Genomic DNA, 26884 nt, shown 5'->3' with positions numbered 1-26884 from the left:
GCTAACGTCTCCAAGGGAGTAAGAATTCATTCGATAAGTAGATACTAAGCCAAATCGATAAATAGATAAAACAGTTTGTTCTTATAAATTTGATCGTTTTTTTGGATCATAAATCATTCCCTCATTTTATTTTTTATTATCCCTAAGCTTCTTGCTCTGGCTCAAAGAAATCGAATATTGATTGGAAAATAAAAATGCTCCTTTTATAGGAGCATTTTTAAGTTTAGAAGATTCGCTGTTCAATACGTAGCGAACGCCCCTTAATTGAATTGGCTAATACAAATATAATTAAGCTAAGCAAGGCAAATAAGATGACAATGCCAATAATGATGACATTGGTAATCTTGCTGACTTGTTCGGCTTGCTGGGCTTGACGATCTACACTTTGTGCCACAGGCGTCAGGCTTTTACCATAGACCTGTTGCTGCATGGTCCAGATCTGTTCCGGTTTAAATCCGTATTGTTCAAACTTGTTATCCTGCCGCTCTGCCTCGACCACTTGTGCGACATAAGGTCGGGCTGCAGACAAATCAACGGGTTTATGCAAGAGTGCTGTTTGGGCGAGTAAATAAGATTTCACCGGTGAAGCAATATCGGAATCAACCAGGTAACGTGCCACTTCGCTATCATTGATATTACTATCGTAATAGACCACTTGCTGATAAACATCTTCACGGTCATTTCTCAGGTCATATTGCCAATAAGTCAGTCCTGACCAGATTACGATAAAAGAAATCAGCCAGCCTACAAACTTCAATATGAAAGACTGAAAGCGCACATAGAAGAAATGAAACTTCTTCAGCAATCCAACCAGAAAAAATGCACCAATAAAAGAAGCAAAGATTTTCAGAATCAGCCAGCCAAACCAGCTTAATAGAGCAAAGAAATAATCCGGACTATCCCCAATACTGGCCAGATTAGCATCGACGCTAACTGGTAAATGCAGCTGTTGAAGCTGAGTACTCAGGCCAAAAAAGCCATAAACCAGTTCCTGCTGAAAGAATAGGCCTATCACGGATGCGATACAGACCGTAGAGGTAGTCAGTCCCAAAAGCATCAAATTACGTTGACGCTTTTTGAGTGCGACGACCCCTTGCTTGATTTCCTGAGGATTTACAGCATATTCATGTAAGGGCGGCAATCTCTACTCCTTTTTTTAGATCTTGGCCCTACTGGATTTAGTTGGGTTTAGATCCACTGGTACTTGATTCAATCACCAAATGATTCAGATTATCTTGCAAGGCTCTTAAACGTACCGTCGCTTCAGTGCGTTTCTGTACACCTTCTTTCTGGATCTGAATCACATCATTAACAGTTTTAATGAGGGTATTTTGCACATGTTCAAGCGTTTCAATATCAATAACAGAACGCTGGTTGGCTTTTGCCGTATCGACCGAGTTCTGATGCAATAAATCTGCATTACGGCGTAAAAGCTCATTGGTCGCATCATCAATGGTATTGGCCAGCTGTACACTGTTCTTTTGTTCATTCAGGGAAATGGCCAGACTGATCTGGTTTTTCCATGCTGGCAATGTGATATTTTTAATGGCATAGAATTTATCCACCAGCATCAGGTTATTGGATTGGATAATGCGGATCATTGGCAAAGTCTGCATCGCAGATTGCTGCAATACCTGTAAATCACTGATGCGTTTTTCCAGATTATTGGCCAGATGATTTAGGTCATAGATTTTTTGCGTGGTGCTCTGATCTTGTGGCAAGGCTGTGAGCGCAGCAATTTCCTGCTGCAATTCCTGTTCACGTAAATGTCCAGCTGCAATATGAATACCCAGCTGCTTATATTCTTCCTGCACCCCATCGAACATTTTATCTAACGTATCAACGCGTGCTTTTAATCCGGATTGTGAAGTTTCAATTTCCTTGACCAGCACATCAATCTGTTCTTTGGTGGTATTGAAATGGGAGTCAAAATTATCTTTCACACCCTTAAATTTGCTGATGATATTGCCAAGAAATCCCGAACTTTTTTTCTTGTTCAAGATACTGCTGGTATTCAGTTGCTGTGCCACCTGCACCACCTGATTCAGCTTTTGGCCGGTTGCATCCAGCTCTTTGTTCTGTACCAGATTCAGCAATTCATCGGTATAGCTTGAAGTTTTGGTGGCTATATTTTTGCCATATTCGGCCACACTATTATGACTCATATTCTGCAGTTCTTTACGTGCTGCCAAAACCTCCTGAAAATCGGCAGGCTGCAAGCCCAGCTCTTTCAGATCCATTTGCTGGAACTTCTGTTCAGTCAGTTCAGTTGAGCTTTCGACAGGTAAATTTACTACATCAGATTTGGTCATGTTTCACCTTATATTGTTATGTATTCGAGGGTTTCTCGAGTGACTTTTTTAACGTTTTAATCAGATTGTCCCGGCTATTATCGAGTTTTTCCAGATCACTTGTCGAGTGTTTCGTCTGGCTTTGTTTGACATGATATTGCCAGGCTGGGATCAGCACCTGTTGTGCTTCTTTAAATCGATCCAGCAGGCTATAAGACAGTTGCTGGAACAGTTGCATCTGGGTAATGGCAATGTCATTACTGCTTTGCAAGGTTCTTAAGGTATGCACCTTTTTTGACAGCCGCTCAGAAAAATTATCCAGTGGATGCTGATTCCTGACAAACTGCGGATATTCAGATAAAAATTCTTCTGCTGCCACAATATGCTTGGCCATTTGCTCACGTAAACCGATCAGTTGCTGAAATCGCGATTGGGATTTCTGGATTTCAATTTGCAACTTACGGCTAAGGTGATCTGCCTGATCCAATAAATAGTCCAGTTTTTTATAGTATTCAACCTGACTTGAGCCATAGTCCAGATCAATACCCAGCCATTTCTGTAAGGCATTAAATTTACGTTTTTTCAGATATTTTTTTGATTGAGCCAACATGTGAATCAGCTGTTCAATAGTATGGCTCAGTTGTTGGGTCAGATGCGGATCTACCCCATTTAATAGTACGGACTGTGCCTGAATAAGTGGGTCAGCATAATGATTCAGCTTGTATTGGTCGTGGAGTAAAGGCACAAGTTCGTTGCGCTTGATACTTAGAATCTCGCTCTGCTCTACTGCAATGTCTTGGATTGGAATCAAAACATCTATCTGTGACATGGCCCTTTAAACTCAATGAATTCGATTTTTATAGTACGTCTTTTCATTCAACATAACATGTAGCATTTTGCAAAGGAATGCTTCAGGCCATAGAATTTTCTTTATATAAGTTGAAGATATTGTTGGAATTAAGTTTGGCATACAGCCATTTTTTGTACAAATTATTTTGACTATAACCTGCTGTTTCTCTCTAGAACCTTTTTCATCGGCCTCAAATAGGCTAATAACCAACTAAATAAGGATAAGCACAATAAATGCCAAGTTAATTTATGGTCTTAATTAAGCTTTTTTAAACTTAAGAATACTTATAAGGCATTATAAAACATAAATAATTCTCGAATTTTAAGCATGAATTATTTATGATCAAGATCAACAATAAAGTAGGTAACCTGAGAATAAAATGGAACGTTTTTTTCATAATACGATGTATGCCGCACGCTGGATCTTAGCTCCTGTCTATTTTGGTTTATCATTCGCTTTATTATTACTGGCCTTAAAATTCTTTTAGGAAGTGATTCATGTTCTGCCGCATATTTTTGAATATACTGAAGCTGACCTAATCTTGGTAATTCTATCCCTGGTTGATATGACCATGGTTGGTGGACTTATTGTGATGGTGATGTTTTCAGGTTATGAGAATTTTGTTTCACAACTCAAAATTGATGAAAATAAAACCCGCCTGAACTGGCTCGGCACTATGGATGCCAATTCTCTTAAACTCAAAGTTGCGGCTTCCATCGTAGCTATTTCTTCGATTCATTTACTACGTATTTTTATGGATGCTCGTAACGTCGAGAATGACAAAATCATGTGGTACATCATCATGCATCTGACTTTTGTGATTTCTGCATTTATTATGGGTTATCTGGATAAACTCACCAAGCATTAAAACATGGATATTAAAAAGCCCCGATTATAGGGGCCTTTTTATATCGGCGAATTAACTAAAAAATTATAGATAGTCACCTTCTCGTTCCGGCTGATACAGCACCTTTTCAATCGTAACTTTCATCAACTGGCCATCAGGTTGTGGCCATTCAATGGTCTGTCCTTCTGCCAGGCCCAAGATTGCAGTTCCAATCGGTGCTACGACATTCACCTGCCCTTTTTCACCTTTAAACTCATGTGGGTAGACTAGGGTAATTTCTACAGGCTCCGTTGATGGTGCAATCGTCAGCAATGCACGCGCATGCATGGTCACCACATTGCTTGGCATGTCCTCTGGCTTGACCACTTCAGCACGAGCCAGTTCATCTTCCAGTTGAAGCATGGTCTCACTGAGCTTGTCCTGATTTTCAAGCATGGTTTCGAGACGCTCCACATCCTGTTCAGATAAAATAATTTTTGGTTTAGCCATTCTTACTACCTTGTTTAATGAATGATTGAATAGTCTTTANNAAATATAAAAAATCTTTTTTTAGCTGCTAAAAAAATTGTGTCTTAACTCAACTTATAAAGCTGTTTTTCAAAGAATGTAACCAGTTTTAGAAAAACTCAATACTCTTTTCGAAATCAGATTTATAGGATCTGTATTTCTCAACTTTGTTTTATAAAAGGATGAATATTTTATATATAGGATTTTATCTCCTCTTTCAACTGATCATAAAAGTGGGCAACAGAAGATGAGTCAGAAAAAATATCACCCAATAAAAAAAACCCCCTTGAGGGGGCTTTTCTCAAGTTAGGCTTATTTTGCGTAAACAGGGAATTTAGCGCAAACAGCAGCAACTTTTTCTTTAACCGCAGCGATTACAGCTTCATCGCCTTTAGCATCAAGGATGTCAGCGATCCAACCAGCAAGTTCACGAACTTCTGATTCACCGAAACCACGAGTCGTTACAGCAGGTGTACCGATACGGATACCTGAAGTCACGAATGGAGAACGTGGGTCGTTTGGTACAGAGTTTTTGTTCACAGTGATGTGAGCAGCACCTAACCAAGCGTCAGCATCTTTACCAGTGATGTCTTGTTTGATCAGAGACAACAAGAACAGGTGGTTTTTAGTGCCGCCAGATACAACGTCATAACCGCGTTCGATTAGAACTTCAGCCATAGCTTGAGCATTCTTAACCACTTGTTGTTGGTATGCTTTGTATTCAGGTGCCATTGCTTCTTTAAAGCAGATTGCTTTAGCAGCAACCGCGTGAACCAGAGGACCACCTTGGTTACCCGGGAATACAGCTGATTGAAGTTTTTTCTCGATTTCTTCGTTTGCTTTCGCAAGGATCAGACCTGAACGAGGACCACGAAGAGTTTTGTGAGTAGTCGTAGTTGTTACGTCAGCAATTTGAACTGGACTTGGGTAAACGCCAGCAGCAACCAGACCAGCAACGTGAGCCATATCTACAAACAGGTAAGCGCCAACTTTGTCCGCGATGTCACGGAAACGTTGCCAATCTACGATTTGGCTGTATGCAGAGAAACCAGCTACGATCATACGTGGTTTGTGTTCTACAGCTAAACGTTCAACTTCTTCATAATCGATCTCACCAGTTTCTGGATTCAGACCGTATTGAATTGCATTATAAGTTTTACCTGAGAAGCTTACTTTCGCACCGTGAGTCAAGTGACCACCGTGAGCCAGACTCATACCCAATACTGTGTCGCCTGGATTAAGCAGCGCTAAATAAACTGCAGAGTTTGCTTGAGAACCAGCATGTGGCTGAACGTTAGCATAATCAGCACCAAATAATTCTTTAGCACGGTCAATTGCCAATTGTTCAATGACATCTACATATTCACAACCGCCATAGTAGCGTTTGCCTGGGTAGCCTTCTGCATATTTGTTAGTGAGTTTTGATCCTTGAGCTTCCATTACTGCTGGTGAGCAATAGTTTTCAGAAGCGATCAACTCGATGTGCGCTTCTTGGCGAGCATCTTCGTTAGAGATTGCTTGAGCGATTTCTGGATCAAATTCAGCAATAGAGATATTGGCAAACATTAGCGAGGTCCTATTAAATTAGGGCTTTTAAGCCGTGCTAAGATTGGCGCGTATTGTAACATGAACTTTGCCAATTTCGATCATGAACTTTATTCAGTTTGCAATAAAAATAGCTCATGCTTAAAAAACATGAGCTATAGAGATAAAAATAAGTTATTGAATTGGCATTAGAGATTTTACATCTGAAATAATATTAGCAATATTCAGTGCATAGACGCTACCATGATCCCATGAACCATCCGTAATATATCGTACCGAGGTTTGTTTCTGATTCGCTAAGCTCACTAAAACATCAGTTGCAGCCTTTGGAACAGTACTATCCGCCTCTCCCTGATAAATAATCACAGGTGTAGACACTTTAACCTGTAAAGGCTGAGAGTCTTTATCCAGGAAATTCTTCACTACTGGAATACTCATAAAATTAGCTTGAGTACGCGAATATCCTTCTAGATTTCCATTGGTTTGAGCATAAGCTCCCATTGCCGTACCGAATTTTTTGCCCAATACATCATAACAGTCTGTTTCAGCATTCTTGGCAATCTCATCTGTTGGTGTTTTAAAGACCTGACTATATTGCAAATTTGGATTCGGATTACGCAATCCCGCGGCGATCAGCGCGGTAAAAGTATCTAAAGATGCTAGAGTTTGAATCTTTTTATTCAGATCTGGTTCTTGTCCAGCTTGAGCCTCTCCACCTGCCAGAATTAGACTGAAATTAGAAGCAGGAGCTAAAGCTACCGTACCTTTATAAGTCATTTGAGAAGCACGTGCTGCATATTGAGCAGCACCTAAAGCCGCTTGACCACCTTGAGAATGTCCCACAGCCATCCATTGATTCGAGGCATCCGAACCTAAATAGTCTTTTGCTGCGACTACAGCATCGGTAATTGAATAAGCTTCACTCTTAAGATTAAGGAAAGGATGAAGTTCTGTGCCACTCGGCTCTCCTAAGCCTTCATAATCAGGTGCAACGACCACATATCCCGCTTGAAGGAATCCGGCAATCATATTTTTGATATAAGGATTTATTTCATTGCGACTTGGTGCACACTGATCGGCCACACCCGTCGTACCATGTGCCCAGGCCACTATCGGCCAACCTTTCGCAGGAGGTGTTCCTTTTGGAGTGAAAAGCAGTGCCGTCGCTTGGGTTTCGTTATTATTGATACCTAACATCTTATAAGTCATAACCACGCTTTCATCGGCAACAGCTGTCAGGTCCGTTTCGGTATAAGCCACAGGCGTTGCTACAACCGGATTGTCGATATTATTCACGGGAATAGCGGGTTTGGATTCATAATAACGATTATCATCGCTATCATTACATGCAGTTAAAGCTATGCTTAGTGCGAGTAGAGAACCAGTCAATACATGACGTTTCATCGATCTTATCCTTGTCTTAATTATTATCTCTCATGATTTTAAAGTTTTATCTTTATCCGTTGATAAAACTAGAGAATAATTTCCCAAGTTATTTCATTAATTACAAGAGATTATTTTGTTATTTTTCTAATAAATAGCAATTTAATTTATGACCATTCCGACATGATAAATTTAAGTTCTGGAAATATTTACAGAAACTTTGAAAACTTTTATTTATAAGTGTAGATTACAAATGTTCTATATCAGTCAAAAAGTCTGCAATTAAAGTTAAAATCCGGCATTTCAACTGTCAGGATTGAAATAATAATGTTAGATTTTGATATCCACTTTTTTCAGGCATATTTCCGTCATGCAGGCTATCATTCTCGATACTGAAACTCATACCTTGAATGGTCAACCCATTGAAATTGCCTATGCGCCTATAGAGATCATAGACCATAAAATTAGTCTGGATAAAAGCCGACTGTTTGATCAGCTCTATAGCTGTGATGAACCGATTTCTTTTGCAGCCATGGCCGTGCATCATATTCTGCAATCTGATCTGGAAGGACAACCGCACTACAGCAGCTTTGAACTCCCGCAAGAAACTACTTATATCATAGGCCATAATATTGATTATGATATTCGTGCCCTAGAAAAATGTGGCGTCGATTCATCGAATATTAAAGCAATTTGTACCCTTACCCTCGCCCGCCGAGTTTGGCCAGATGCTGAGGCCCACAATATCTCTGCCCTGATTTATATGATCACCCGTGGCAGCGACCGTGCCCGTGAAATGATCCGTAAAGCGCATCGTGCTGATATGGATATTATTCTGACTGCGAATATCCTGATGCATATTGTGCATCACCTGAAAATCAGCAGTATTGAAGAACTATATGAAGCTTCTGAAGATGCGCGTATTCCACGTACCATCAATTTTGGCAAGCATCGTGGCACTGCGATTGCTGAACTGCCTGCTGACTATGTGCAATGGCTGCTTCGTCAGGAGGATCTCGATCCTTATCTGCGTAAGGCTTTAGAAAATACTGCAATTACAACTCTTTAATTTTAAGTAAATTTAACAGCATCTTCATATTAGTGTAATTTTCTAATATTAGCATCTACCTGAATTCTGTATATAAGGCATTCAGGTATGATGCGCTATTCAAAAACTGCAAAGGGTCTACATGTTCTTCAACATCGTAATGTCGAGCTTAATGCACGTCAAAGACGTCTTTTGGTTTTAATTGGCACTGAAGATTTTGATTTACTCACACCTCAGTTTAAAGCGCGTATTGCACCACATGATTTGCTGCAACAATTGTGTGATATAGGACTGATTGAAGTACAAGAGTTAGAGACTTCAAATGCAGCAGTCGGTACAGAGTCAGCACAAACTTCAGCGCCTGCTAATAACTCAGTAAAAGCCTCATTTCCACACTTTCCTGAATCAAATATTCAGACTTCAATCACCAGTCCTGCCCCATCTGCCGATCTTGAAGCGCCGATTACCACGACATTAGTTGCCACGACCCACGTGCCTGACGTACCTGCTGACATTACCTATATAGCACTCAACCAAGAACAGGTACGCAGCTTGATGCTAGACAGTTTAAAAAAATACTGTGGCTTATTGGCCAATCAACACATTCAAAATATTGCTCAGGCACCAGATATCAATGCCTTAAAAGTCTGTCAGGTGCAATGGTTGACACTTCTCCAGGAAAGCCGCATGCCTTCACAAGAGTTAAACCAACTGTTCAAGCAAATTAGCCATGCTTTATCCATGTTGCGTGCTCAGGCTTAAAACTCTTCATAGATTCAGTCTTTTTAAGTCTATCTTAAGTTTAAAGATGAATAAATCCGGCGAAAAAATTTTTCTATTTAATTGAAAAATATAATTTTAATTCATACAAAAGTAGTTTTATTCATTTACTTTCGACTATAGATGCATAGCTATATTAAGGATTTAAAGCCATATAGAATGTATTACTTTTTATTCTTCCCACGTTTATGCAACACTATCTTGAATTCGATGCCTTTGATAATCCCATGCAACTGAGCAAGGTGGGAAACTGGGTCATTACTTTTGTCAGTGCTGCCGATGAACTAGAACATATTCAGTTGGCGATCACGTATGTCTTGCCTCGCCAGATCAGTGATGCGCTGCAACCACGTCGCATACTGATTGAGAAAACTGCCTATGAACATCAATGGCTGATTCAGACGATTGAATGCTTTGACAGCAAGACCAATCAGGAAGTACAAATTGCAGCTGCAGATGCATTGGGACAACAGACGCTTCAGCAGATTCTGGAAGAATTTGGTCGTTATGATGTAAATGTCACATTAAAAGTTTTCTGAAATAATGCTTTTCTTAGAGCGTATTTTCGAAGAAATTAATTTAGATCATCTATATAGATAGTTTGATATTATTTAATATAAAAAAATGATAAAACTGAGCAATGATAGGAATTTATCCAATCTCTTTGAATTAAATTTATCAGTTTGTATTCTGCATCAAACAATTTGATAAAGAAGTGAACTAAGATATCAAAATCAAGCTCATCATTGGATGAGCTATATCTTTCTTTAAACGTCATAAAGCAGCTTAATGAATCCCGGATCCTTATTTAGCATCCAAAACACGATAGATGCAGTCGGTCTGCTCACTGGCAAATAACAGTTCAATTGTTGGTCTGATAATTTCATCATCCACTACAATATATTCGACTTGCTGTTCCAAACGCTGGGACGGATCACTATGCTGAGCACCGGCACGTAGTAATGCTTTTACATTCAGGGTTTTGCCATACTGGTTTTTGACTTGCACTTCAATTAAACCTTCTGTCATCGTCATACCTCCCTTTATTGGCATTATTAAATTTGCTTGTCTGAATTCTTATAACATAGTTATTTGAAAGGCTTTCAAACGAATATGTAAGATTTTTTAGCGAGCACCTTTTATCGACTATATATAGTCGCTAATGAAGAATGTGCTATACAAATAAAAGAATCGAAATTATTAATAACTCTCGCTTAAAATTTTGCATTAAAAAGCCCGCATCGCTGCGGGCTCTGTGTTGGATGGCTAGTGCTAGATTTATTGCCTGAACCTAAGTTCGAGCTCAACTAACTGTCATTGATCCGTCCAACTTATTGGTAGCGTCGTTTCGTTTTATGACCTACCATGAGTTCAATATAGCAGGATTTTTTTTACCTACAATACACTTTTACACTTCTAAAAGAAGACTTATACAATATTTAAATTGTGCTTTTTCAAAAGCAGATTAGAATATTTTGGCTGGATCAATAGAGCACTACAAACAACTCTATTCTTTTCAATCTCTATATCCTACCTATTTAAATTTTAATAAAAATATTCTTTATTTATGTGAAAAATGAATAATTTTAGCTAGATACAATTTTAAATCTTAAGTAAAAGAGTTCGCTATTAAGGCCATTGATTAGCCACTAAAAGTAATAGCGAAAACCAAATTGATAAGTAACCCCATTCAAGTCCAGATCATCACTCTTGCCAGAGACACATGCGCCATTCATACAAATCTTGGCATCACGGTTAAACATCCATTGATAACCAAAAGATCCAAATAAATCTGCTTCAGGAGCAATTTTATAACCGACTTCCAAGGCAACAGGAATTGTAAAATAATCCAATTCCAGATCGACTCGACCAAGATCTGCATCCGTTTCACTTTCATCTACCCAGCTCATTCCCAGACCTATAGAAATTGCTGAATAAAACTGATCATTTTCCAGAAATTTATTTTTTACCCCAATTGTAACTTGATTGTAATCAATATCTGAGCTTTGAAATTTGTATTCGGCCCATAAGCTGGTCGTCGGATGGGATTGATATTCACCATTAATAAACAGCCCATCGAATGATTCAGTACCCAAAAAGCTGTCTTACCCTATTTTTGAACCGGCGTAACCAAAAGCTAAAGAGTACTGACTTATTAGGTTTTCTTGAGCATAATAAGGTGTAGTCGTAATAACTGCTTTATCTTTTGGAGCAGGATTACCATATTGAATAGCTAAAGGTGTATTCGCTCCAGCAACTGAAGAAGCCCCAATCATTAACCCAATGGATAATAATTTTTTCATATCTATATCTCATTTTTATTGTGAGCATAAGATACTAATTTTTTTGATAGAAAAACTACTCAGCACATCTATTTATAGAAACAACAATTTATGAGATTAAACAAACTATAAATACAACAATGTAATTCACCCACTTTTATAGAATAAGAGGTCCAAGAGCATCTTCTACAGACATTACTACTTATATTTCCAAGAGGTAATTCCCGATGGCTAAACCAGATGAAGAACTGAATGAAGAGTTTCCAGAAGAAGAGTTAGATCCACAAGAGAAACAAGATCGAGAGATTCAACGCGGTCAGTTAGGCGTAGATCAAGACCCTCAGGTGAAAAGAGATCAAATACGTCAAAAACATCAGGATGAAGAGGAATAGAATCCATAATTTATTTTATAAATCTGGAATTGTTTTTTTAGTCTAATGAGGTAAGTGAATTAATAAAATGATGGTGCGCTCAGCGGGACTCGAACCCACGCCACAGGCTTCGGAGACCTGTACTCTATCCAGTTGAGCTATGAGCGCGCGATGCACATCATAACAAAAATTCGCATAAGGTAAAGCAACTATCTATAACTTCGTTATTTTTATGCCTATCCTTTATACAGTGTGCCAAAACAGCAACAGAGAATTCCGTGTGAATGACTTGGTTTATTTTGCAAGATCACTCACAATATCTCAACTTTTCACCATTTGAGATCTCTATGACTGATGCGCTGACATTAAGGGATTTGTCGAAGACCTATGGAAATGGTTTTCAGGCACTTAAAGGAATCAACTTAACTGTACCTGAAGGTGAATTCTATGCCCTGTTAGGACCTAATGGCGCGGGCAAGTCCACTACTATTGGTATTATCAGTTCATTAACAAGAAAGACCTCTGGAACTGTTGAGATTTTTGGTCACAATCTGGATACCCATCCTTCAGAAGCCAAACAATGTTTAGGCGTAGTACCCCAAGAATTTAACTTCGCCCAGTTTGAAAAGACCTTTGATATTCTGGTCACTCAAGCTGGTTATTACGGTATTTCTAAAAAAATTGCTCAAGCGCGTGCTGAAGAATATTTAAATAAACTGGGTCTTTGGGAAAAACGCGCTACTCAAGCTCGCATGCTTTCAGGTGGTATGAAACGTCGCCTGATGATCGCCCGTGCGATGATGCATGAACCAAAATTATTGATTCTGGATGAACCGACCGCCGGTGTGGATATCGAATTACGTCGTTCCATGTGGGATTTTCTTAATGAAATGAACAATAATGGTACTTCTATTATTTTGACGACTCATTATCTGGAAGAAGCAGAGATGTTGTGTCGTCGGATTGCGATTATCGACCGTGGTGTGATCAAAGAAGATACCACCATGAAGAACTTCCTGAATCAGCTTAATGAAGAATCCTTTATCTTCGATCTGGCTGCGCCTATTGAGCCATTAAATATTGAAATTATTGGTGTGAAATTTAATTTAGTTGATCCAATGACCCTAGAAGTGACACTGGATAAAGCTCATAGCATGAATGACCTGTTCCAGTTACTGGAATCTCAGAATATTCAAGTACGCAGTATGCGTAACAAGTCAAATCGCTTAGAAGAACTGTTTGTGAAAATGGTCGAGAAAAATCTGGATGGAGCTGCACAATGAATATAAATCAGCTCGGCGTCGCCTTATATACCATCGTTCATAAAGAAGTTCGCCGCTTTATGCGGATCTGGCCACAAACTCTACTGCCACCAGCAATTACCATGAGTCTATATTTCGTGATCTTCGGTAATCTGGTCGGTTCACGTATTGGGGAAATGGGCGGCTATAGCTATATGGAGTTTATTGTCCCCGGTCTGATCATGATGGCGGTGATTACCAACAGTTATGCCAACGTCTCCTCCAGCTTCTTTAGCTCAAAATTTCAAAAAAGTATTGAAGAGCTGATCATGAGCCCGGTACCTTTACATGCCATTTTATGGGGTTATGTATTGGGTGGGGTGATTCGTGGTTTGTTTGTAGCGATTATTGTCAGTGCCATGAGCCTGTTTTTTGCAGACCTTTATATTACTAACTGGTTTGTGACTATATATACAGTACTCATTACCTCGCTATTATTCTCTCTAGGCGGTTTTATTAATGCTGTCTATGCCAAATCTTTTGATGATATTTCGATCATCCCGACTTTTGTACTTACACCACTGACCTATTTAGGCGGTGTATTTTATGCGATTTCAGCCTTAAGTCCGTTCTGGCAAAATCTCTCTTTAGTTAACCCGATCGTGTATATGGTCAATGCGTTCCGTTTCGGCATTTTAGGTCATAGTGATGTCAATGTTTCCATTTCATTGGTCGTGATTACTTTCTGGTGTGCCGTGCTTTACGGTATTGCTTACTATTTATTGTCTCGTGGTTCAGGAATGCGTGAATAATGAGTGTAGAACATTCTCTCCTTGGTAAAGACACCAACTACCCAACAGAGTATCAACCCGATATTTTGTTCCCGATTTCCCGTGCACCTGCCCGTGAAAAATATGCCCATGTTGAAGCTATTCAGCAAGGTAAAGACTGGTGGCATGTATTTGAAATTTCTTGGTTAAATACTGCCGGCGTACCTCAAGTGGCAATTGGTCGAATTACCCTGCCAGCATTTTCCCCAAATCTCATTGAATCAAAATCTTTAAAGCTATATTTCAATAGTCTGAACTTTGCCAAGTTTGATTCGAAAGAGGCCTTTATTACAACTGTAGAAAAAGACCTCTCAAAAGCTGCCGGTGCTGAAATCACACTGGATCTTTTCTATGTTGATGAACTGGAAATTTCCAAGCCTGAAGGTATCTGTATTGATGACCTGACTCCGGAACGCCTGGAAAATCATCCAGATGCTTCTTTATTGTCTTTAGATCGGCACAGCGATGAAAATATCGAAGTGCAACTCTATTCACATTTATTGAGAAGTAACTGCCCAGTCACTGGACAACCGGACTGGGGTACAGTATTTATACGCTATCAGGGCAAAAAACCTTGTTATAAGAGTATTTTGGCTTATATTATTTCGTATCGTCAGCACAACGGTTTTCACGAACAATGCGTGGAACAGATGTTTGCCGATATCTGGCAAAATCTGAAACCGGAAAAGCTGATGGTATATGCGACCTATACACGCCGTGGTGGATTGGATATCAACCCTTGTCGTGTATCGGATTCCACATGGATGCCTCGCCCTATTCGTTTAGCGCGACAATAAAAAACATTGAGGTTTAAAAATGCCTTTTTTTGGTTTTATTCCTTCTGCAGAACTATTAAATACAATTCAGACTGCACAGAAAAATAAAAACTCGAGTGAACCGCTTTATCCACTGCGTGATAAAACTGCATTAATGATTAATGATGAAATTATTGATGCAATTCTCACGGAACTGGTACGCCGTTTTCCGGCAAGCGAAAAACGCGATACGGCAGAAAAATTGGCGGGCTATATCAAGTCTACTGTAGCAGTGTTACTCAAACAGTTACTGGGTAAAGCACCAAATGAAGTCGTCAAGGAGTCGATCGCTTTCTCTGAACGCAGCCTGTTTAAAGATCCGGAAGGAAATTTCCGTATTGGTGAACCTGTAGATGCCAATCTGGTCACCAATCTAAAACACCATTATGCAGAATTAAAAGCTGGCCAAAGTGTCGATAAACAAAGTCTCAGCAATTTGTACAAACAATTTGGTGAAGCGACTGTACGTTATTTTATGGTCGACTTTAATAAAACCTTAGATTTAGGCATGATCAAACGCAAGGCTGCTGATATTGGTGCTTCAGCAGTAATCAAGGCGATTAATATTGCAGCAGATAAAATCATCCTGAATTTAAATAAGGATGAATTGCAGGCAATGGCAGAATATCACGACACTTTATTCTTTACTGAATAAAGCCGCATATTTAATCAAAAAATGCAGATTAAGCCTGACTTCGGTCAGGCTTTTTTGTGGCTTAAGAAATAGCTTGTTACAGTTATTGTGAACTAAAATACAAAATGCTGAAAAAACAACCAACCTTTTCCTGTTTTTAAGGGAGTTTATATGACTCCTATTCATCAGAATGTTATCTTTAATATTGCCTTTAATGCCAGAAAATTGAGAAAAGTGAATTGATCTTTTTCATGGCACGATTCAAATGACATAGCCACAAACCTACCAAAAAATTGGAAATCATACTAAGATGTTGAAATCGAATTTTTATAAAAAATTGAAGCAGCTTTCGATCCTTGTCAGTGCATTCGGACTCAGTAGTTTAAGCCTGGCCAACGATTTTCAATATCATCCCTCTTATGCCAGTTTCAAGCAGAATACCATGCAGACCTATGGTCTAAGTGCTCAGCAAGTAGACAGTGCAATGACGGGAGCAAAAAATCTTCCAAATATTATCAATATCATGAATCGTCCAGGTGAAAGTAAGCCCTGGTATGCCTATAAGACCAATTTTCTGTCAGAAGGCACGATTCAACGTGGTGTACGTTTCAAGCAGCAATATGCTGCAACACTAAATCGCGCTGAGCAGCAGTTTGGTGTACCACAATCGATCATTCTGGGTATTTTGGGGGTAGAGACCGGTTTTGGCAGCAACAAGGGTTCATTTGTGACCCGTGATGCACTGGCAACTCTTGGCTTTGGTTATGAACGTCGTGCGCAATACTTCCAGGATGAACTGGCGGCATTGATCGCATGGTCATATAAGGATGGTGTGTCAGCATCCTCAATCGTCGGTTCTTATGCAGGTGCTGTCGGCTATCCGCAGTTTATGCCAAGTAATATTCCAAAGTATGGGGTCGACTATGATGGTAATGGCCATATCGATCTACGTAATTCTGCGGTAGATGCGATTGGTTCAATTGCAAACTATCTGGCTCAGAATGGCTGGCAACGAGATCAGCCAATTGCCTTTCCTGCCCGTTATAGCGGTTCGAATCCTGATTCTGTCATCGCCAAGGATCTCACACAGCCAACGCCTTATGGAGTAATCAAAACCCAAGGGATCAGTCCGATGAATCCGATTGTTCGTGTTGATGATCTTGATATGGTCAATGTCATTCAATTACAAGAAAATTACGGACCGATTTACTATATTACTTTTCCGAATTTTCAAGTGATTACCACGTACAATCGTAGTCGTATGTATGCCACTGCATTGTGGCTTTTAGGTACAGAAATTACGAACCGATAACAGTAAAAATTACTACATATTATTAAAGTCAAGATTTTTATTAAACAAAATGCCTAAATTTTAGGCATTTTTTACGCTTTGTTACAATATTGATTATTTTTTAATCACTCATTGTTTATTTTGCGTACTTTTTTTAACTATTTTAATTAAACACTAGACAGCCAGTTGCCAGCATGAATATTATCCAATTCGTTAAATGTAGTTGCATAAGTTAAATATCAGGCATGTTTATAGGGTTATCAGCTACTTAGGTCCAATCTAATGAAACATGCTGTTAGGAGTTGATTCAATGCATTCTTCTTTTCTGAAGTATTTTATGGCCATCGCCGCGACCGTTACCCTAACGCAATCGCAAGCAGATATGGTTCAGTCATCATCATTCAATAATGATCATGACAATTCGCGTCTTGCAGCGCGTGTATTAAACAAAGAAGCTCAAAGCTTCAATTCAAATTTCACAAATTTGAACAGCCTTTCAATCACTGAGCGTTCTGGCGATAAAGTTCGTCGTCAAACTATTGCAGCAAAAATTGCAATTCCTGCAGAAGAGCCTTCAGTGATTGAGAAACTGAACAATGTTGCTTCAAACACAGTTCGTAAATTCAGTCAGACAGGTACAGCATCTTGGTATGGTCGTCAGTTCCATGGCCGTAAAACTGCCAGTGGTGAAACATTCGATATGAATGCAATGACTGCTGCACACCGTAGCCTGCCATTAAACTGCTTTATCCGCGTGACTAACAAAAACAATGGTAAGAGTGTTGTTGTGAAGGTGAATGACCGTGGTCCATTCCATGGCAACCGTGTTCTAGATTTATCTTACGGTGCTGCTAAACAGCTTGGTATTACCAATGCTGGTACTGCACATGTCAATATTGAGCGTGTAGATGGTCCAAACTCATAAGATTTGACCGCTCTACATTTAACTCAAAAGCCACAGTCATGTGGCTTTTTTATTTGGTGATGTAGAGCAAGCATTCGACTTGCTTTTATCCTTAATACTGTCGATGTTATTCCATTCAGGTATAAGCTTTCTCTAACCCTTATCAACCCACTATCGATTTCATTTTGACCATACCTCCAAACTGTTTTATATTTTGAAAACCGACAGTACGTTCATGGATGGGAGCGATAGAATGAAAACAATATCCGAATGGTTAGATGAATATAGTGAAAGTCATCAAAACAAAACCAACAAACTGATCCATTGGGTCTGCGTGCCTACCATCTATTTTTCCATTATTGGCATCATGGCGCACTTTAGCGCTTTACTGACTGCTCTGCTCCTGGTTCTGGCTTTTGTGTTTTATGCACGTTTAGACATCGTACTGGCTGTAGCAATGGCAGCGCTAACCCTGATGATGGCTTGGTTCATCTGGGTTTTACCTGTAGGTATCGGCTTCTTTATTGCCTTGTTTGTTTTTGCCTGGATTGGGCAATTTTATGGACATAAAGTTGAAGGTAAAAAGCCTTCTTTCTTCAAAGACCTTCAATTCCTTCTCATTGGCCCGTTATGGTGCATGGATGCCTATTTAGGCAAAGTCCTACCTAAATGGAAATCTCGTCAATCTGAGGCAATACAGTGCGCTTAAAGCGTATGTAATATCATTACATTTATAAAACCAAGGAAAATTCCCTTATTGATAGGTTTTTCCTTGGTGTTTTAACCAACCACTGATGTGCTTATTGGATGGATCATGATGGGTCCAATGAATCACCCCACCTTTGTCGCTATATTCATACTCACCAAAAAACACAACCTGGTCACCATTTTGAATATTCTGGATGCGTGGCGCCAGATCAATATTGTGCGCAACTAATACAGTTTGACCAGTGGATAATTCCAGAATAAATTTCTGATGACGGGAACCTTCATTATCATCTTTCAATAACACTACCACCTTACCACTCGCTTGAACCTGAAGATCACTTTGTCTGTGCTGGTAAGCTTGCTCTATACGCTGGGTATCATCAGAAAGCTTATGCGTACTTTTTTGAACATTAGTCTGCTCTTGAAGCGCAATTTCTGCTGAAGGTATAAAAGTATTGGTCTGTTGTTTAGATTCTGATAAATCCAGACCTAAATAAGCAGCCACCAAAAGTGCAATGACAGCCCCGATCCCTATATTGGTTTTATTTGCCATAATTCCTCCTTGATTATTCTTTATTTAGTCATAAAAAAAGCCCCATTCGGGGCTTTTTTCTAATCCGTTACCGAATTATTTTGCAGCAGCCTGAGCAGCAGCAACTTCTTCAGCGAAAGAAAGCTCAGCTTTCTTCTCGATACCTTCACCCACTTCGAAACGAACGAAGTTAGCAACAGTAGTACCAGTCGCTTTAAGAACTTCAGCAACTTTCTTGTCGTTGTCGATTACGTATTGTTGACGCTCAAGAACAACTTCGTTCAGGTATTTCTCAACAGAACCTACAACCATTTTCTCAACAATGTTTGCTGGTTTGCCAGATTCAAGTGCTTTTGCTTCAGCGATTTCTTTTTCTTTCGCGATAAGGTCAGCAGGAACTTGTTCAGCGTTTACAGCAACCGGGTTGAATGCAGCAATGTGCATTGCCAAGCCTTTACCTGTTTCAGCATCACCTGAGTAAGATACAACAACACCGATACGAAGACCGTGTTTGTAAACAGCAAGGTTTTCACCTTCAACAATTTTCGCACGACGTACTTGGATGTTTTCACCGATTTTTTGAACTAGCGCAATACGAGCTTCTTCTACAGTAGCGCCATCTTCAAGTTTAAGTTCAGCGATTTTAGCAGCATCAGTTTCGTTTGCAGCAAGTGCAGCAGCAGCAACTTTCGCAGAGAAACCAGCAAAGTTTTCGTCTTTAGCAACGAAGTCAGTTTGGCAGTTTACTTCTAGAAGGATTGCTTTATTGCCTTCTTGAGCAATTGTGATCGCGCCGTCAGCAGCAATGTTACCAGCTTTTTTAGCTGCTTTTGCTTGACCAGATTTACGAAGGTTGTCGATCGCTAATTCGATGTCACCACCAGCTTCTGTCAAAGCTTTTTTACATTCCATCATTGCTAGACCAGTACGATCACGCAGTTCTTTAACCATGCTTGCTGTAACTGCAGTCATGTTTATCTCCTAAATTCGGTAGAAAATGAATTCTTTTTAGAACAGAAACGGCCCAGAGGATTCTCATGGGCCGCCTGCATACATAACGCTTACTTTGCCACCATCACGTGTCGCAAAAATGACAAGCTAGCGTCTAACGCATTAAGCCTCAGAAGCAGGAGCTTCTTCTGCTTTAGCTTGTGCATTTGCTTGTGATTGAGCATATTCTTTACCAGCAAGAATCGCATCAGCCATAGCAGAAGCATAAAGTGTTACTGCACGGATCGCATCGTCGTTACCCGGAATAACGTAGTCTACGTTGTCTGGGTTAGAGTTAGTATCAACGATACCGATTACAGGAATACCAAGGTTTTTAGCTTCTTTGATTGCAATCGCTTCGTGATCAACATCGATTACGAATAATGCGTCAGGTAAACCACCCATGTTTTTAACGCCGCCTAAAGCACGTTCAAGTTTTTCCATCTCACGGCTACGTTCTAAAGCTTCACGTTTAGTAAGTTTAGCGAAAGTACCGTCTTGAGATTGAGTTTGAAGGTCTTTTAAACGGTTGATAGATTGGCGAAGAGTTTTCCAGTTCGTCAACATACCACCTAACCAACGGTGATCTACGTATGGTTGACCAGCGCGTTGAGCTTGTTCACGGATGATTGCAGAAGCAGCACGTTTAGTACCAACGAACAAAACTTTGTTCTTTTTGCTAGCCAGTTGGTTAGCGAAGTTCAAAGCATCATTTAACGCAGGAACAGTGTGCTCAAGGTTGATGATGTGAATTTTGTTACGCGCGCCAAAGATGTATTGACGCATTTTTGGGTTCCAGAAACGAGTTTGGTGACCAAAGTGCGCACCAGCTTGTAGAAGGTCGCGCATGCTTACGTTGTAATCTGCCATTTTCTTTACCTTAAAGTTTGGGTTAGGCCTCCATATATCCGCATTCTCCACCCTTGCGGGCACCCAGAGTAATGTGACGATATATGTGCGGATTTTTAATACACCATTCAATCAGCCTCGCAAATATATTCACGAAAAAGCATTTGATAAAATGGGCGGCTATTTATACCATAGTCACATACAAATTTCCAAAAGTTTTTAGAGATCATGAACACTACTTATCAAGCTCCCCGTCGTTTAATCAAATCCGCAGAAGATATCGAAAAGATGCGTATCGCTGGACGACTGGCTGCAGAAGTGTTGGATATGATCAAACCGCATATCAAACCCGGCGTAACAACACTGGAATTGGATACGATTTGTCATGACTATATTGTAAATGTGCAGAATGCCATTCCTGCATGTTTAGGTTATGGTGCAGCGCCTGGCCGCCCTGCTTTCCAGCATACAATCTGTACATCTGTAAACCATGTGGTCTGTCACGGGATCCCATCTGAAAACAAGATCCTGAAAAAAGGCGATATTTTAAATATTGATGTCACTGTCATCAAAGATGGTTTCCATGGGGATACCAATATGATGTACATCGTGGGTGGTGAAACTTCAATTTTAGCAAACCGTCTATGTAAAGTCGCTCAAGAAGCTATGTATCGTGGTATGGCGGTAGTGAAACCAGGTGCAACGATTGGTGATATTGGTCATGCGATTCAAAAATATGTTGAATCTGAACGTTTTAGCGTTGTTCGTGAATATTGTGGCCACGGAATCGGCACAACTTTCCATGATGAACCGCAGGTGCTGCACTATGGTCAGCCAGATACCGGTATGGTGCTTGAAGAAGGTATGACTTTTACGATTGAACCAATGGTAAATGCTGGTGTTTGGCAAACCAAACTGCTGGGTGATAAATGGACTGTGGTCACTAAAGACCATAAATTATCAGCTCAATATGAGCACACTCTTTTAGTAACAAAAAATGGCATTGAAGTGCTGACTGCTCGTCCTGAAGAAGATTTGTCACGTTTTAGTGCATAATAACAACACTTCCTCATATAAATGGTCACTTTAAAGTGGCCATTTTTAGTTTATATTTCCCCTATTATTCTCATTCTCAAAGCATATTCTTAGTTCCCGTCTATCTAAACTATCTATCGATGTTCAAGATAAGGTTGCACTGATTCAGCATTTTTTTCGTATATTTTTCCAAATTCTTTTGCCCAATGTGCACCATTTTAGGCTAAGATAATGTGCTTTTTATTTTTTAATCCCTATAAGAAGGAATACTGCCGTGGACGTACGTCTCTCTGATCGTGTGAATGCCATCAAACCGTCCCCTACGCTTGCTGTGACAAACAAGGCTGCTGAACTGAAAGCTGCTGGTCACAACGTTATTGGTTTGGGCGCAGGTGAGCCAGATTTTGATACCCCTCAACACATCAAAGATGCAGCAATTGCAGCAATTAACAACGGTTTCACCAAATACACCGCTGTTGATGGTACGCCAGGTCTTAAAAAAGCAATTATTGCTAAATTAAAACGTGACAATAACCTTGATTATCAAGCGAACCAAATCCTGGTTTCTTGTGGTGGTAAACAGTCTTTCTTTAACTTGGCACTTGCTTTGTTAAACAAAGGTGATGAAGTGATCATCCCTGCTCCATTCTGGGTAAGCTATCCAGACATGGTGATCATTGCTGAAGGCACACCAGTAATCGTGAAATGTGGTGAAGAACAACGTTTCAAAATTACTCCTGAGCAATTAGAAGCTGCGATCACTGACAAAACTCGTCTAGTGGTATTAAACAGTCCTTCTAACCCGACTGGCATGATCTACACTAAAGCTGAATTAGAAGCTTTAGCAACAGTACTGCGTAAATACCCAGAAGTATTCATCGCATCTGATGACATGTACGAACCAATCCGTTGGGAAGATGAATTCTACAACATCGCAACTGTTGCGCCTGACCTTTACGACCGCACTATCGTATTAAACGGTGTGTCTAAAGCCTATGCAATGACAGGCTGGCGTATCGGCTATGCAGCAGGTCCTGCTAAACTGATCGGTGCGATGAAAAAAATCCAGTCTCAATCAACTTCTAACCCAACTTCTATTTCACAAGTTGCTGCAGAAGCTGCATTGAATGGTCCTCAAGACGTTCTTGTACCAATGGTTGAAGCGTTCAAACGTCGTCATGACCTAGTTGTGAATGGCTTGAATGACATTAAAGGTATTTCTTGTCTACCTGCTGATGGTGCATTCTATGCATACGCAAACATCAAACCATTGATTCGTGCGAAAGGTCTGAACTCTTGCACAGAATTCTCTGCTTGGTTATTAGAAGAAACTGGCGTTGCAGTCGTTCCTGGCGATGCATTCGGTCTAGGTGGTTTCATGCGTATCTCTTACGCAACTGCTGACGAAGTATTAGTTGATGCACTTGCACGTATCAAAAAAGCTGCTGATTCTATCGAAGGCGTTGATGAGGCGATTGCTTCGATCGAAGCTGAAAAAGCTGCGAAATAATCTAATTGATTAGATAAAAAAACCCGCGATCATCGCGGGTTTTTTTATGCAGTTTGTAGATGCTTACGGTATTTAAGTGCCAAACAAAGCAAACACATCAATGCGGCAAAGGTATAGGAAATAGCCAGCATCCACCAGAAACCACTTATTCCCGAAACATCCAGATTGAGATTGAAGAGCGACACTGGATGATAAGCCAAATACCAGCCTCCGCCCAATCCACCTAATAGCAGTACACCACTAAAAATAAACATGGGGAAGATCACCACTTTCCAGCAGCGTAGCATATTGACGCTAATCACCAGAATCGCATCAAAAATATGCATCCAGCATAATAAGAACATCAATGCCAGACTCACCGTAAGCACATCCGTATGATCACTAAATAGCGCCACAATCGGTTTCTGAAAAATTGCGATCAAGACCGCCAGAACAACTGCGCTTGCAACCACCACACGTAACGCTTTAAAAGTTAAAGCCCAGGCAGATTGCACTTGATTTGCACCAATCCTAGTAGAGACCAGAATGCTAAAGGCAGAGCTCATCGAAAATGGCACCATAAACAGCAGGCCAGCCAAACCCCTCGCTACTTGATGCGCATTCACCATTATCTCCCCCAAAGGCAAGATCAATAATGCAATCGCACTAATTGTAAAGACATCAATAAATACGACAATTGCTGAGGGTAAGCCGATTCTTAAAATTTTTAGCAAAGTCTTAAAATGGAAAAATTGTCCCGACCAGTGCACACGCAACTGCTTTTCCAGAAATATCAGGTAATAGACCACTAATAGTGCCCATTGAACAGTCAGATGAGCAATAAAAGCTCCCTCAACCCCATAGGCGGGCACATAACCCTGAATCCCAAAAATCAGGCAATAAGCCAAACTCACTTTGAATATCAGATAAAAAATATTGGCATAGAATACACGCTTCGCCTGACCACAGGCTTGCGTTAAAATATATAAAATACGCACTAACAAATGTGCTGGAAGCGTCCAAGCCAGTAACCATAAACAAGGTTGAATCAAAGCCTGTAATGCACTATCTGCTTTTAATAAATGCAGCAATGGATCCGCATGAGTCAATAACCATCCTGCAAAGACAGACAGGACACCGACAATAAGGATGCTCTGTTTCAGGATTTTTTGAATATCATCAAAAGCACGTCGCCCATATGCTTCAGCAAGTTCCTGCATCATACCCTGCAAGATCCCCGTCCCCGAAACAAATAATAAAGAATAAATAGATAAACACACAGCCATAGCAGCCACATGTTGCGGTGAGTAATGAGACAGGAAAATCATGTCAAATATTCCGGCCAACATTATGATGCTATTACTCAAAAAAATAGGCACCCAAAGATGCAAAAACTGTTTCATTGCAAAATCACTCTATTCTTAATTTTTTTCTCGGGTTTTATTTTTAAACTGAATTATTTAAAACTGAGATATACAGTGGAAATCACATACAATCCTTGTGCCATAAATCTTTATATTTATTGATTTTTATAAAAAAGTTCAGTCTCTATCTTCAGTTCGCTTATAGAAAATAATAATTTTTTAAGCTCAGAAATTATGAGTTTTTCATTCTAATGTTTAACAATTTAATAAAAAGAAAGAATGATCACAACATGAAAAGTAGAACGCTATTTGAAATACGAACCTGCTAATCACTATTTTCATCAGATAAAATCACCAGACTTGCTCTTCCTTTATCTGATTATATTTATTTCAGGAATCAGGTTGCTGAAACATGGCAATGACCTCAGCTTCTGTCATTTTTTTGGTTTGATTGTTAAATGAATAAAATGCTGGCTGATGATCTATATAAATTTCTAAATTGAAATCCAGATCCTCTGGCAGTTGCTCCAAAGTAAATACATTAATATTGGCAAAGGAATGATCTTTGGTCCGCCAGAAAATAAAAGTATCACAGGCATTGCAAAAACCACGCTCTGCCCATTCAGAAGTACTTGCAACAGATAAATGCTGCTGATCAATAAAGTGAATATTTTCTATATCAATCGACATGAAAGGCCCACTTGTGTGGCGGCACATGGAACAATGACAGGCGGCCACTTCATAACTTCTAAGCTGAACTTCAAATCGAGTCACACCGCATAAACATCTCGCTTTCATGATTATTCTTCCTCGGTATTATTATTTTACCGGATTCATTATAAGTAAAAGGCTTTGTACATTTCCTCATACAATTTTTTATTGCTGATCGAAGCACCATCTGCCTAAACTTGTCATTCAAATCCAGTATTTAAAATAATAAGGACAAGCTATGAATCTCAAGAATCTTTCAGGTTTGCAGATTATGCAAGAGATGCTTAAGGGCGACCTACCTATGCCTTCTATGGCAACCACTATTCCCATGTCTGCAAGCGAAGTCGAACCGGGACACGTGACCTTTGTTGTAAAAGCTGATGAACGCCATCTGAATCCTATGGGAGGTATACATGGCGGTTTTGCTGCAACTGTTTTAGATACGGTAACAGGCTGCGCGATTCATACTTTACTTGAAGCCGGTGTCGGTTATGGCACAATTGATCTGAATGTAAAAATGTGCCGTCCAATTCCTCACAACCAAGAACTAAAAGCAATCGGAAAATCAATTAATCTCAGTAAAAATCTAGGCATTTCTGAGGGTCAAATTCTGGATGACGAAGGCCGTATTTATGCCCATGCCACAGCAACCTGCATGATTTTTCTCAATTCCGACCATTAACGTGTTTAAGGCTTAAAGTACGCCCCATTTCCCTTGCGGTGCTTTTACCAGTTTCGGCTGGGTCAATGCCCGATATTCGAAATAATGCTTAGAAACATTCGCTACACTCAGTACCTGAGTTTCTTTAGCAGAAGCTTGCCACACTTTAGACTGGTTCGATCCGGTCAGAAGATTGCCAGCAAGCTCATAAATATAAAGATCTTTTTTCTGAGCTTCAGGCATGTTCAGAAAAATCTCAAAACTAAATTGGCGTTCTTTTTCGACCAGCCACTTTTCTGCAAACCATAGTTGCAACAAGTCACCCAGATATAACTGTTTAGTCGCTAAGGGCCATAAACGGATTTCTGCACCAGCCACAGGGGTAAAGTATTGAGCAGAATCTTGAATAATTTCGAGATAATGATCTTGATAAAAAGACAGTTGAGAGAAAATTTGAGGGATAGTGAGCGTATTCATTCGCTTTCTCCGGTTTAGCCATTTTTGTGCTGGCAAGTAGGTTTAAATCCACACTGTTTGACCATTTGGTCAAACGACTTTATGTTTTCAATCTAGCAAGTGAAATTTGTTCTGACAAGCATTTTTTAAGAAATTAATGCAATCGTTTAAATTAAAATCAGATAAGTGCAATTTGTAATAAATATGACAGTTTTTGCTTGACCCTTGATGAAATCTCTCTATAATCGCATTCAGATTCTCCCATAGCTCAGTCGGTAGAGCGACGGACTGTTAATCCGCAGGTCCCTGGTTCGAGCCCAGGTGGGAGAGCCAAATTCAAGAAAGCCCGCAGCATTAAAGCGGGCTTTTTTATTGCCTGAAATTTCATTTATAAAATGATTCGATTCTTCTTTTCTCTTATATATTCTTACTCTGCCCTTTTATTTACCTAGGGCGTGTCCTCATTTGAA

Annotated in this window: 29 protein-coding genes, 2 tRNA genes and 1 pseudogene; 16 read left to right on the top strand and 16 right to left on the bottom strand. The window is 39.8% G+C overall.

Going from position 1 to position 26884, the window contains the following annotated elements; translation table 11 throughout:
• Positions 1-223 precede the first annotated feature (223 nt).
• From B3J29_RS13595 to B3J29_RS13585, 3 genes are read right to left on the bottom strand one after another with little or no spacing between them, the layout of a single operon-like run.
• The gene (locus B3J29_RS13595; RefSeq protein WP_214002049.1) at positions 224-1141 is read right to left on the bottom strand and encodes a hypothetical protein; all 918 of its coding nucleotides are present in this window, start codon (positions 1139-1141) and stop codon (positions 224-226) included.
• Between the two features lie 37 nt (positions 1142-1178).
• The gene (locus tag B3J29_RS13590) at positions 1179-2312 is read right to left on the bottom strand and encodes a toxic anion resistance protein (protein WP_214002048.1); all 1134 of its coding nucleotides are present in this window, start codon (positions 2310-2312) and stop codon (positions 1179-1181) included.
• A gap of 16 nt (positions 2313-2328) precedes the next feature.
• On the bottom strand, positions 2329-3120 hold the full coding sequence (locus B3J29_RS13585) for a tellurium resistance protein (RefSeq protein ID WP_214002047.1): 792 nt from the start codon (positions 3118-3120) through the stop codon (positions 2329-2331).
• 400 nt (positions 3121-3520) lie between these two features.
• On the opposite strand from B3J29_RS13585, the pseudogene B3J29_RS13580 reads away from it, so the two are divergent.
• A pseudogene (locus B3J29_RS13580) lies at positions 3521-4009 on the top strand (TIGR00645 family protein).
• Positions 4010-4072: 63 nt separating this feature from the next.
• Here the strand turns inward: B3J29_RS13580 and rnk are convergent.
• The 3 genes from rnk to B3J29_RS13565 all read right to left on the bottom strand — a co-directional run bounded on the left by rnk (position 4073) and on the right by B3J29_RS13565 (position 7444).
• Entirely contained in the window at positions 4073-4477 is a 405-nt protein-coding gene (gene rnk, locus B3J29_RS13575; protein WP_034171243.1) for a nucleoside diphosphate kinase regulator, read from the bottom strand.
• A 330-nt stretch (positions 4478-4807) separates the two neighbouring features.
• Complete coding sequence (glyA, locus tag B3J29_RS13570; RefSeq protein ID WP_004784306.1) at positions 4808-6061, bottom strand: serine hydroxymethyltransferase; 1254 nt, start codon at positions 6059-6061, stop codon at positions 4808-4810.
• Between the two features lie 153 nt (positions 6062-6214).
• Positions 6215-7444 (bottom strand): alpha/beta hydrolase, encoded by a 1230-nt coding sequence (locus B3J29_RS13565; protein ID WP_286965843.1) that lies wholly within the window; start codon positions 7442-7444, stop codon positions 6215-6217.
• Positions 7445-7793: 349 nt separating this feature from the next.
• Here B3J29_RS13565 and B3J29_RS13560 point away from each other — a divergent pair, with 349 nt between their 5' ends.
• From B3J29_RS13560 to B3J29_RS13550, 3 genes are all read left to right on the top strand, one after another.
• Positions 7794-8492 (top strand): 3'-5' exonuclease, encoded by a 699-nt coding sequence (locus B3J29_RS13560; RefSeq protein ID WP_286965840.1) that lies wholly within the window; start codon positions 7794-7796, stop codon positions 8490-8492.
• 87 nt (positions 8493-8579) lie between these two features.
• Positions 8580-9233 (top strand): hypothetical protein, encoded by a 654-nt coding sequence (locus B3J29_RS13555; RefSeq protein WP_034171240.1) that lies wholly within the window; start codon positions 8580-8582, stop codon positions 9231-9233.
• 206 nt (positions 9234-9439) lie between these two features.
• Positions 9440-9790: a hypothetical protein gene (locus B3J29_RS13550; protein ID WP_175967799.1), complete on the top strand. Its 351-nt coding sequence runs from the start codon at positions 9440-9442 to the stop codon at positions 9788-9790.
• A gap of 265 nt (positions 9791-10055) precedes the next feature.
• Here the strand turns inward: B3J29_RS13550 and B3J29_RS13545 are convergent, their stop codons facing one another.
• The 3 genes from B3J29_RS13545 to B3J29_RS13535 form a co-directional block, all read right to left on the bottom strand.
• Entirely contained in the window at positions 10056-10280 is a 225-nt protein-coding gene (locus B3J29_RS13545) for a hypothetical protein (protein WP_034171238.1), read from the bottom strand.
• Positions 10281-10900: 620 nt separating this feature from the next.
• A complete protein-coding gene (locus B3J29_RS13540; protein WP_228301754.1) occupies positions 10901-11347 on the bottom strand; it encodes an outer membrane beta-barrel protein in 447 nt (148 codons plus the stop codon).
• 9 nt (positions 11348-11356) lie between these two features.
• Positions 11357-11554: a hypothetical protein gene (locus B3J29_RS13535; protein ID WP_227504427.1), complete on the bottom strand. Its 198-nt coding sequence runs from the start codon at positions 11552-11554 to the stop codon at positions 11357-11359.
• Between the two features lie 206 nt (positions 11555-11760).
• On the opposite strand from B3J29_RS13535, the gene B3J29_RS13530 reads away from it, so the two are divergent.
• On the top strand, positions 11761-11925 hold the full coding sequence (locus B3J29_RS13530) for a hypothetical protein (RefSeq protein ID WP_162835341.1): 165 nt from the start codon (positions 11761-11763) through the stop codon (positions 11923-11925).
• A gap of 71 nt (positions 11926-11996) precedes the next feature.
• Here B3J29_RS13530 and B3J29_RS13525 read toward each other — a convergent pair.
• Positions 11997-12072, bottom strand: a tRNA-Arg gene (locus B3J29_RS13525).
• Positions 12073-12251: 179 nt separating this feature from the next.
• Between B3J29_RS13525 and B3J29_RS13520 the strand changes: the two genes are divergently transcribed.
• The 7 genes from B3J29_RS13520 (at position 12252) to B3J29_RS13490 (ending at position 18328) form a co-directional block, all read left to right on the top strand.
• On the top strand, positions 12252-13187 hold the full coding sequence (locus B3J29_RS13520; protein ID WP_004784471.1) for an ABC transporter ATP-binding protein: 936 nt from the start codon (positions 12252-12254) through the stop codon (positions 13185-13187).
• Complete coding sequence (locus tag B3J29_RS13515) at positions 13184-13957, top strand: ABC transporter permease (protein ID WP_004784472.1); 774 nt, start codon at positions 13184-13186, stop codon at positions 13955-13957. The genes B3J29_RS13520 and B3J29_RS13515 overlap by 4 nt, the downstream gene beginning before the upstream one ends.
• Positions 13957-14772 carry an NADPH-dependent 7-cyano-7-deazaguanine reductase QueF gene (gene queF / locus B3J29_RS13510; RefSeq protein ID WP_214002044.1) on the top strand — a complete coding sequence of 272 codons (816 nt, stop codon included), beginning with the start codon at positions 13957-13959 and terminating at the stop codon, positions 14770-14772. Before B3J29_RS13515 ends, queF begins: the two co-directional genes overlap by 1 nt.
• A gap of 19 nt (positions 14773-14791) precedes the next feature.
• A complete protein-coding gene (locus tag B3J29_RS13505) occupies positions 14792-15445 on the top strand; it encodes a hypothetical protein (RefSeq protein WP_214002043.1) in 654 nt (217 codons plus the stop codon).
• Positions 15446-15734: 289 nt separating this feature from the next.
• Positions 15735-16736 carry a lytic murein transglycosylase B gene (mltB, locus tag B3J29_RS13500; RefSeq protein ID WP_034171235.1) on the top strand — a complete coding sequence of 334 codons (1002 nt, stop codon included), beginning with the start codon at positions 15735-15737 and terminating at the stop codon, positions 16734-16736.
• 289 nt (positions 16737-17025) lie between these two features.
• The gene (locus B3J29_RS13495) at positions 17026-17640 is read left to right on the top strand and encodes a septal ring lytic transglycosylase RlpA family protein (protein WP_004784482.1); all 615 of its coding nucleotides are present in this window, start codon (positions 17026-17028) and stop codon (positions 17638-17640) included.
• Positions 17641-17872: 232 nt separating this feature from the next.
• Positions 17873-18328: a DUF962 domain-containing protein gene (locus tag B3J29_RS13490; RefSeq protein WP_005236656.1), complete on the top strand. Its 456-nt coding sequence runs from the start codon at positions 17873-17875 to the stop codon at positions 18326-18328.
• Between the two features lie 45 nt (positions 18329-18373).
• On the opposite strand, the gene B3J29_RS13485 is transcribed toward B3J29_RS13490, so the two are convergent.
• From B3J29_RS13485 to rpsB, 3 genes are all read right to left on the bottom strand, one after another.
• Positions 18374-18880: a DUF3465 domain-containing protein gene (locus tag B3J29_RS13485; RefSeq protein ID WP_214002042.1), complete on the bottom strand. Its 507-nt coding sequence runs from the start codon at positions 18878-18880 to the stop codon at positions 18374-18376.
• 75 nt (positions 18881-18955) lie between these two features.
• Positions 18956-19831: a translation elongation factor Ts gene (gene tsf, locus B3J29_RS13480; protein ID WP_004784491.1), complete on the bottom strand. Its 876-nt coding sequence runs from the start codon at positions 19829-19831 to the stop codon at positions 18956-18958.
• A 141-nt stretch (positions 19832-19972) separates the two neighbouring features.
• Positions 19973-20719 carry a 30S ribosomal protein S2 gene (rpsB, locus tag B3J29_RS13475; RefSeq protein WP_004784492.1) on the bottom strand — a complete coding sequence of 249 codons (747 nt, stop codon included), beginning with the start codon at positions 20717-20719 and terminating at the stop codon, positions 19973-19975.
• 207 nt (positions 20720-20926) lie between these two features.
• Between rpsB and map the strand changes: the two genes are divergently transcribed.
• The gene (gene map, locus B3J29_RS13470) at positions 20927-21754 is read left to right on the top strand and encodes a type I methionyl aminopeptidase (protein WP_004784494.1); all 828 of its coding nucleotides are present in this window, start codon (positions 20927-20929) and stop codon (positions 21752-21754) included.
• A 253-nt stretch (positions 21755-22007) separates the two neighbouring features.
• Positions 22008-23243: a pyridoxal phosphate-dependent aminotransferase gene (locus B3J29_RS13465; protein WP_214002041.1), complete on the top strand. Its 1236-nt coding sequence runs from the start codon at positions 22008-22010 to the stop codon at positions 23241-23243.
• A gap of 44 nt (positions 23244-23287) precedes the next feature.
• Here the strand turns inward: B3J29_RS13465 and B3J29_RS13460 are convergent, their stop codons facing one another.
• A complete protein-coding gene (locus B3J29_RS13460) occupies positions 23288-24550 on the bottom strand; it encodes an MATE family efflux transporter (protein WP_228761268.1) in 1263 nt (420 codons plus the stop codon).
• A 426-nt stretch (positions 24551-24976) separates the two neighbouring features.
• On the bottom strand, positions 24977-25384 hold the full coding sequence (locus B3J29_RS13455) for a GFA family protein (protein WP_286965828.1): 408 nt from the start codon (positions 25382-25384) through the stop codon (positions 24977-24979).
• Between the two features lie 151 nt (positions 25385-25535).
• Between B3J29_RS13455 and B3J29_RS13450 the strand changes: the two genes are divergently transcribed.
• The gene (locus B3J29_RS13450; RefSeq protein WP_034706607.1) at positions 25536-25979 is read left to right on the top strand and encodes a PaaI family thioesterase; all 444 of its coding nucleotides are present in this window, start codon (positions 25536-25538) and stop codon (positions 25977-25979) included.
• 12 nt (positions 25980-25991) lie between these two features.
• Here B3J29_RS13450 and B3J29_RS13445 read toward each other — a convergent pair whose 3' ends face one another.
• A complete protein-coding gene (locus B3J29_RS13445; protein WP_034171231.1) occupies positions 25992-26435 on the bottom strand; it encodes a hypothetical protein in 444 nt (147 codons plus the stop codon).
• A gap of 236 nt (positions 26436-26671) precedes the next feature.
• Between B3J29_RS13445 and B3J29_RS13440 the strand changes: the two genes are divergently transcribed.
• Positions 26672-26747: transfer RNA gene (locus B3J29_RS13440), tRNA-Asn, on the top strand.
• Positions 26748-26884: the final 137 nt, after the last annotated feature.

Source organism: Acinetobacter sp. UBA5984 (assembly GCF_002429925.1).
GTDB classification, from domain to species: Bacteria; Pseudomonadota; Gammaproteobacteria; order Pseudomonadales; family Moraxellaceae; genus Acinetobacter; species Acinetobacter variabilis.
Note: the sequence above shows the minus strand (reverse complement) of the source record. Positions and strands in the feature narration are given on the sequence as shown.

Excerpts from the sequence above, each read along its gene's own strand:
- B3J29_RS13555 (WP_034171240.1), top strand. The coding sequence starts at position 8,580 with ATGATGCGCTATTCAAAAACTGCAAAGGGTCTACATGTTCTTCAACAT.
- B3J29_RS13565 (WP_286965843.1), bottom strand. The coding sequence starts at position 7,444 with ATGAAACGTCATGTATTGACTGGTTCTCTACTCGCACTAAGCATAGCT.
- B3J29_RS13585 (WP_214002047.1), bottom strand. The coding sequence starts at position 3,120 with ATGTCACAGATAGATGTTTTGATTCCAATCCAAGACATTGCAGTAGAG.
- B3J29_RS13515 (WP_004784472.1), top strand. The coding sequence starts at position 13,184 with ATGAATATAAATCAGCTCGGCGTCGCCTTATATACCATCGTTCATAAA.
- B3J29_RS13545 (WP_034171238.1), bottom strand. The coding sequence starts at position 10,280 with ATGACAGAAGGTTTAATTGAAGTGCAAGTCAAAAACCAGTATGGCAAA.
- rnk (WP_034171243.1), bottom strand. The coding sequence starts at position 4,477 with ATGGCTAAACCAAAAATTATTTTATCTGAACAGGATGTGGAGCGTCTC.
- B3J29_RS13495 (WP_004784482.1), top strand. The coding sequence starts at position 17,026 with ATGCATTCTTCTTTTCTGAAGTATTTTATGGCCATCGCCGCGACCGTT.
- B3J29_RS13455 (WP_286965828.1), bottom strand. The coding sequence starts at position 25,384 with ATGAAAGCGAGATGTTTATGCGGTGTGACTCGATTTGAAGTTCAGCTT.
- B3J29_RS13485 (WP_214002042.1), bottom strand. The coding sequence starts at position 18,880 with ATGGCAAATAAAACCAATATAGGGATCGGGGCTGTCATTGCACTTTTG.
- B3J29_RS13505 (WP_214002043.1), top strand. The coding sequence starts at position 14,792 with ATGCCTTTTTTTGGTTTTATTCCTTCTGCAGAACTATTAAATACAATT.
- B3J29_RS13520 (WP_004784471.1), top strand. The coding sequence starts at position 12,252 with ATGACTGATGCGCTGACATTAAGGGATTTGTCGAAGACCTATGGAAAT.
- B3J29_RS13590 (WP_214002048.1), bottom strand. The coding sequence starts at position 2,312 with ATGACCAAATCTGATGTAGTAAATTTACCTGTCGAAAGCTCAACTGAA.
- mltB (WP_034171235.1), top strand. The coding sequence starts at position 15,735 with ATGTTGAAATCGAATTTTTATAAAAAATTGAAGCAGCTTTCGATCCTT.
- rpsB (WP_004784492.1), bottom strand. The coding sequence starts at position 20,719 with ATGGCAGATTACAACGTAAGCATGCGCGACCTTCTACAAGCTGGTGCG.
- tsf (WP_004784491.1), bottom strand. The coding sequence starts at position 19,831 with ATGACTGCAGTTACAGCAAGCATGGTTAAAGAACTGCGTGATCGTACT.
- map (WP_004784494.1), top strand. The coding sequence starts at position 20,927 with ATGAACACTACTTATCAAGCTCCCCGTCGTTTAATCAAATCCGCAGAA.
- B3J29_RS13530 (WP_162835341.1), top strand. The coding sequence starts at position 11,761 with ATGGCTAAACCAGATGAAGAACTGAATGAAGAGTTTCCAGAAGAAGAG.
- B3J29_RS13535 (WP_227504427.1), bottom strand. The coding sequence starts at position 11,554 with ATGAAAAAATTATTATCCATTGGGTTAATGATTGGGGCTTCTTCAGTT.
- B3J29_RS13450 (WP_034706607.1), top strand. The coding sequence starts at position 25,536 with ATGAATCTCAAGAATCTTTCAGGTTTGCAGATTATGCAAGAGATGCTT.
- glyA (WP_004784306.1), bottom strand. The coding sequence starts at position 6,061 with ATGTTTGCCAATATCTCTATTGCTGAATTTGATCCAGAAATCGCTCAA.
- B3J29_RS13490 (WP_005236656.1), top strand. The coding sequence starts at position 17,873 with ATGAAAACAATATCCGAATGGTTAGATGAATATAGTGAAAGTCATCAA.
- B3J29_RS13460 (WP_228761268.1), bottom strand. The coding sequence starts at position 24,550 with ATGATTTTCCTGTCTCATTACTCACCGCAACATGTGGCTGCTATGGCT.
- B3J29_RS13445 (WP_034171231.1), bottom strand. The coding sequence starts at position 26,435 with ATGAATACGCTCACTATCCCTCAAATTTTCTCTCAACTGTCTTTTTAT.
- B3J29_RS13550 (WP_175967799.1), top strand. The coding sequence starts at position 9,440 with ATGCAACACTATCTTGAATTCGATGCCTTTGATAATCCCATGCAACTG.
- queF (WP_214002044.1), top strand. The coding sequence starts at position 13,957 with ATGAGTGTAGAACATTCTCTCCTTGGTAAAGACACCAACTACCCAACA.
- B3J29_RS13560 (WP_286965840.1), top strand. The coding sequence starts at position 7,794 with ATGCAGGCTATCATTCTCGATACTGAAACTCATACCTTGAATGGTCAA.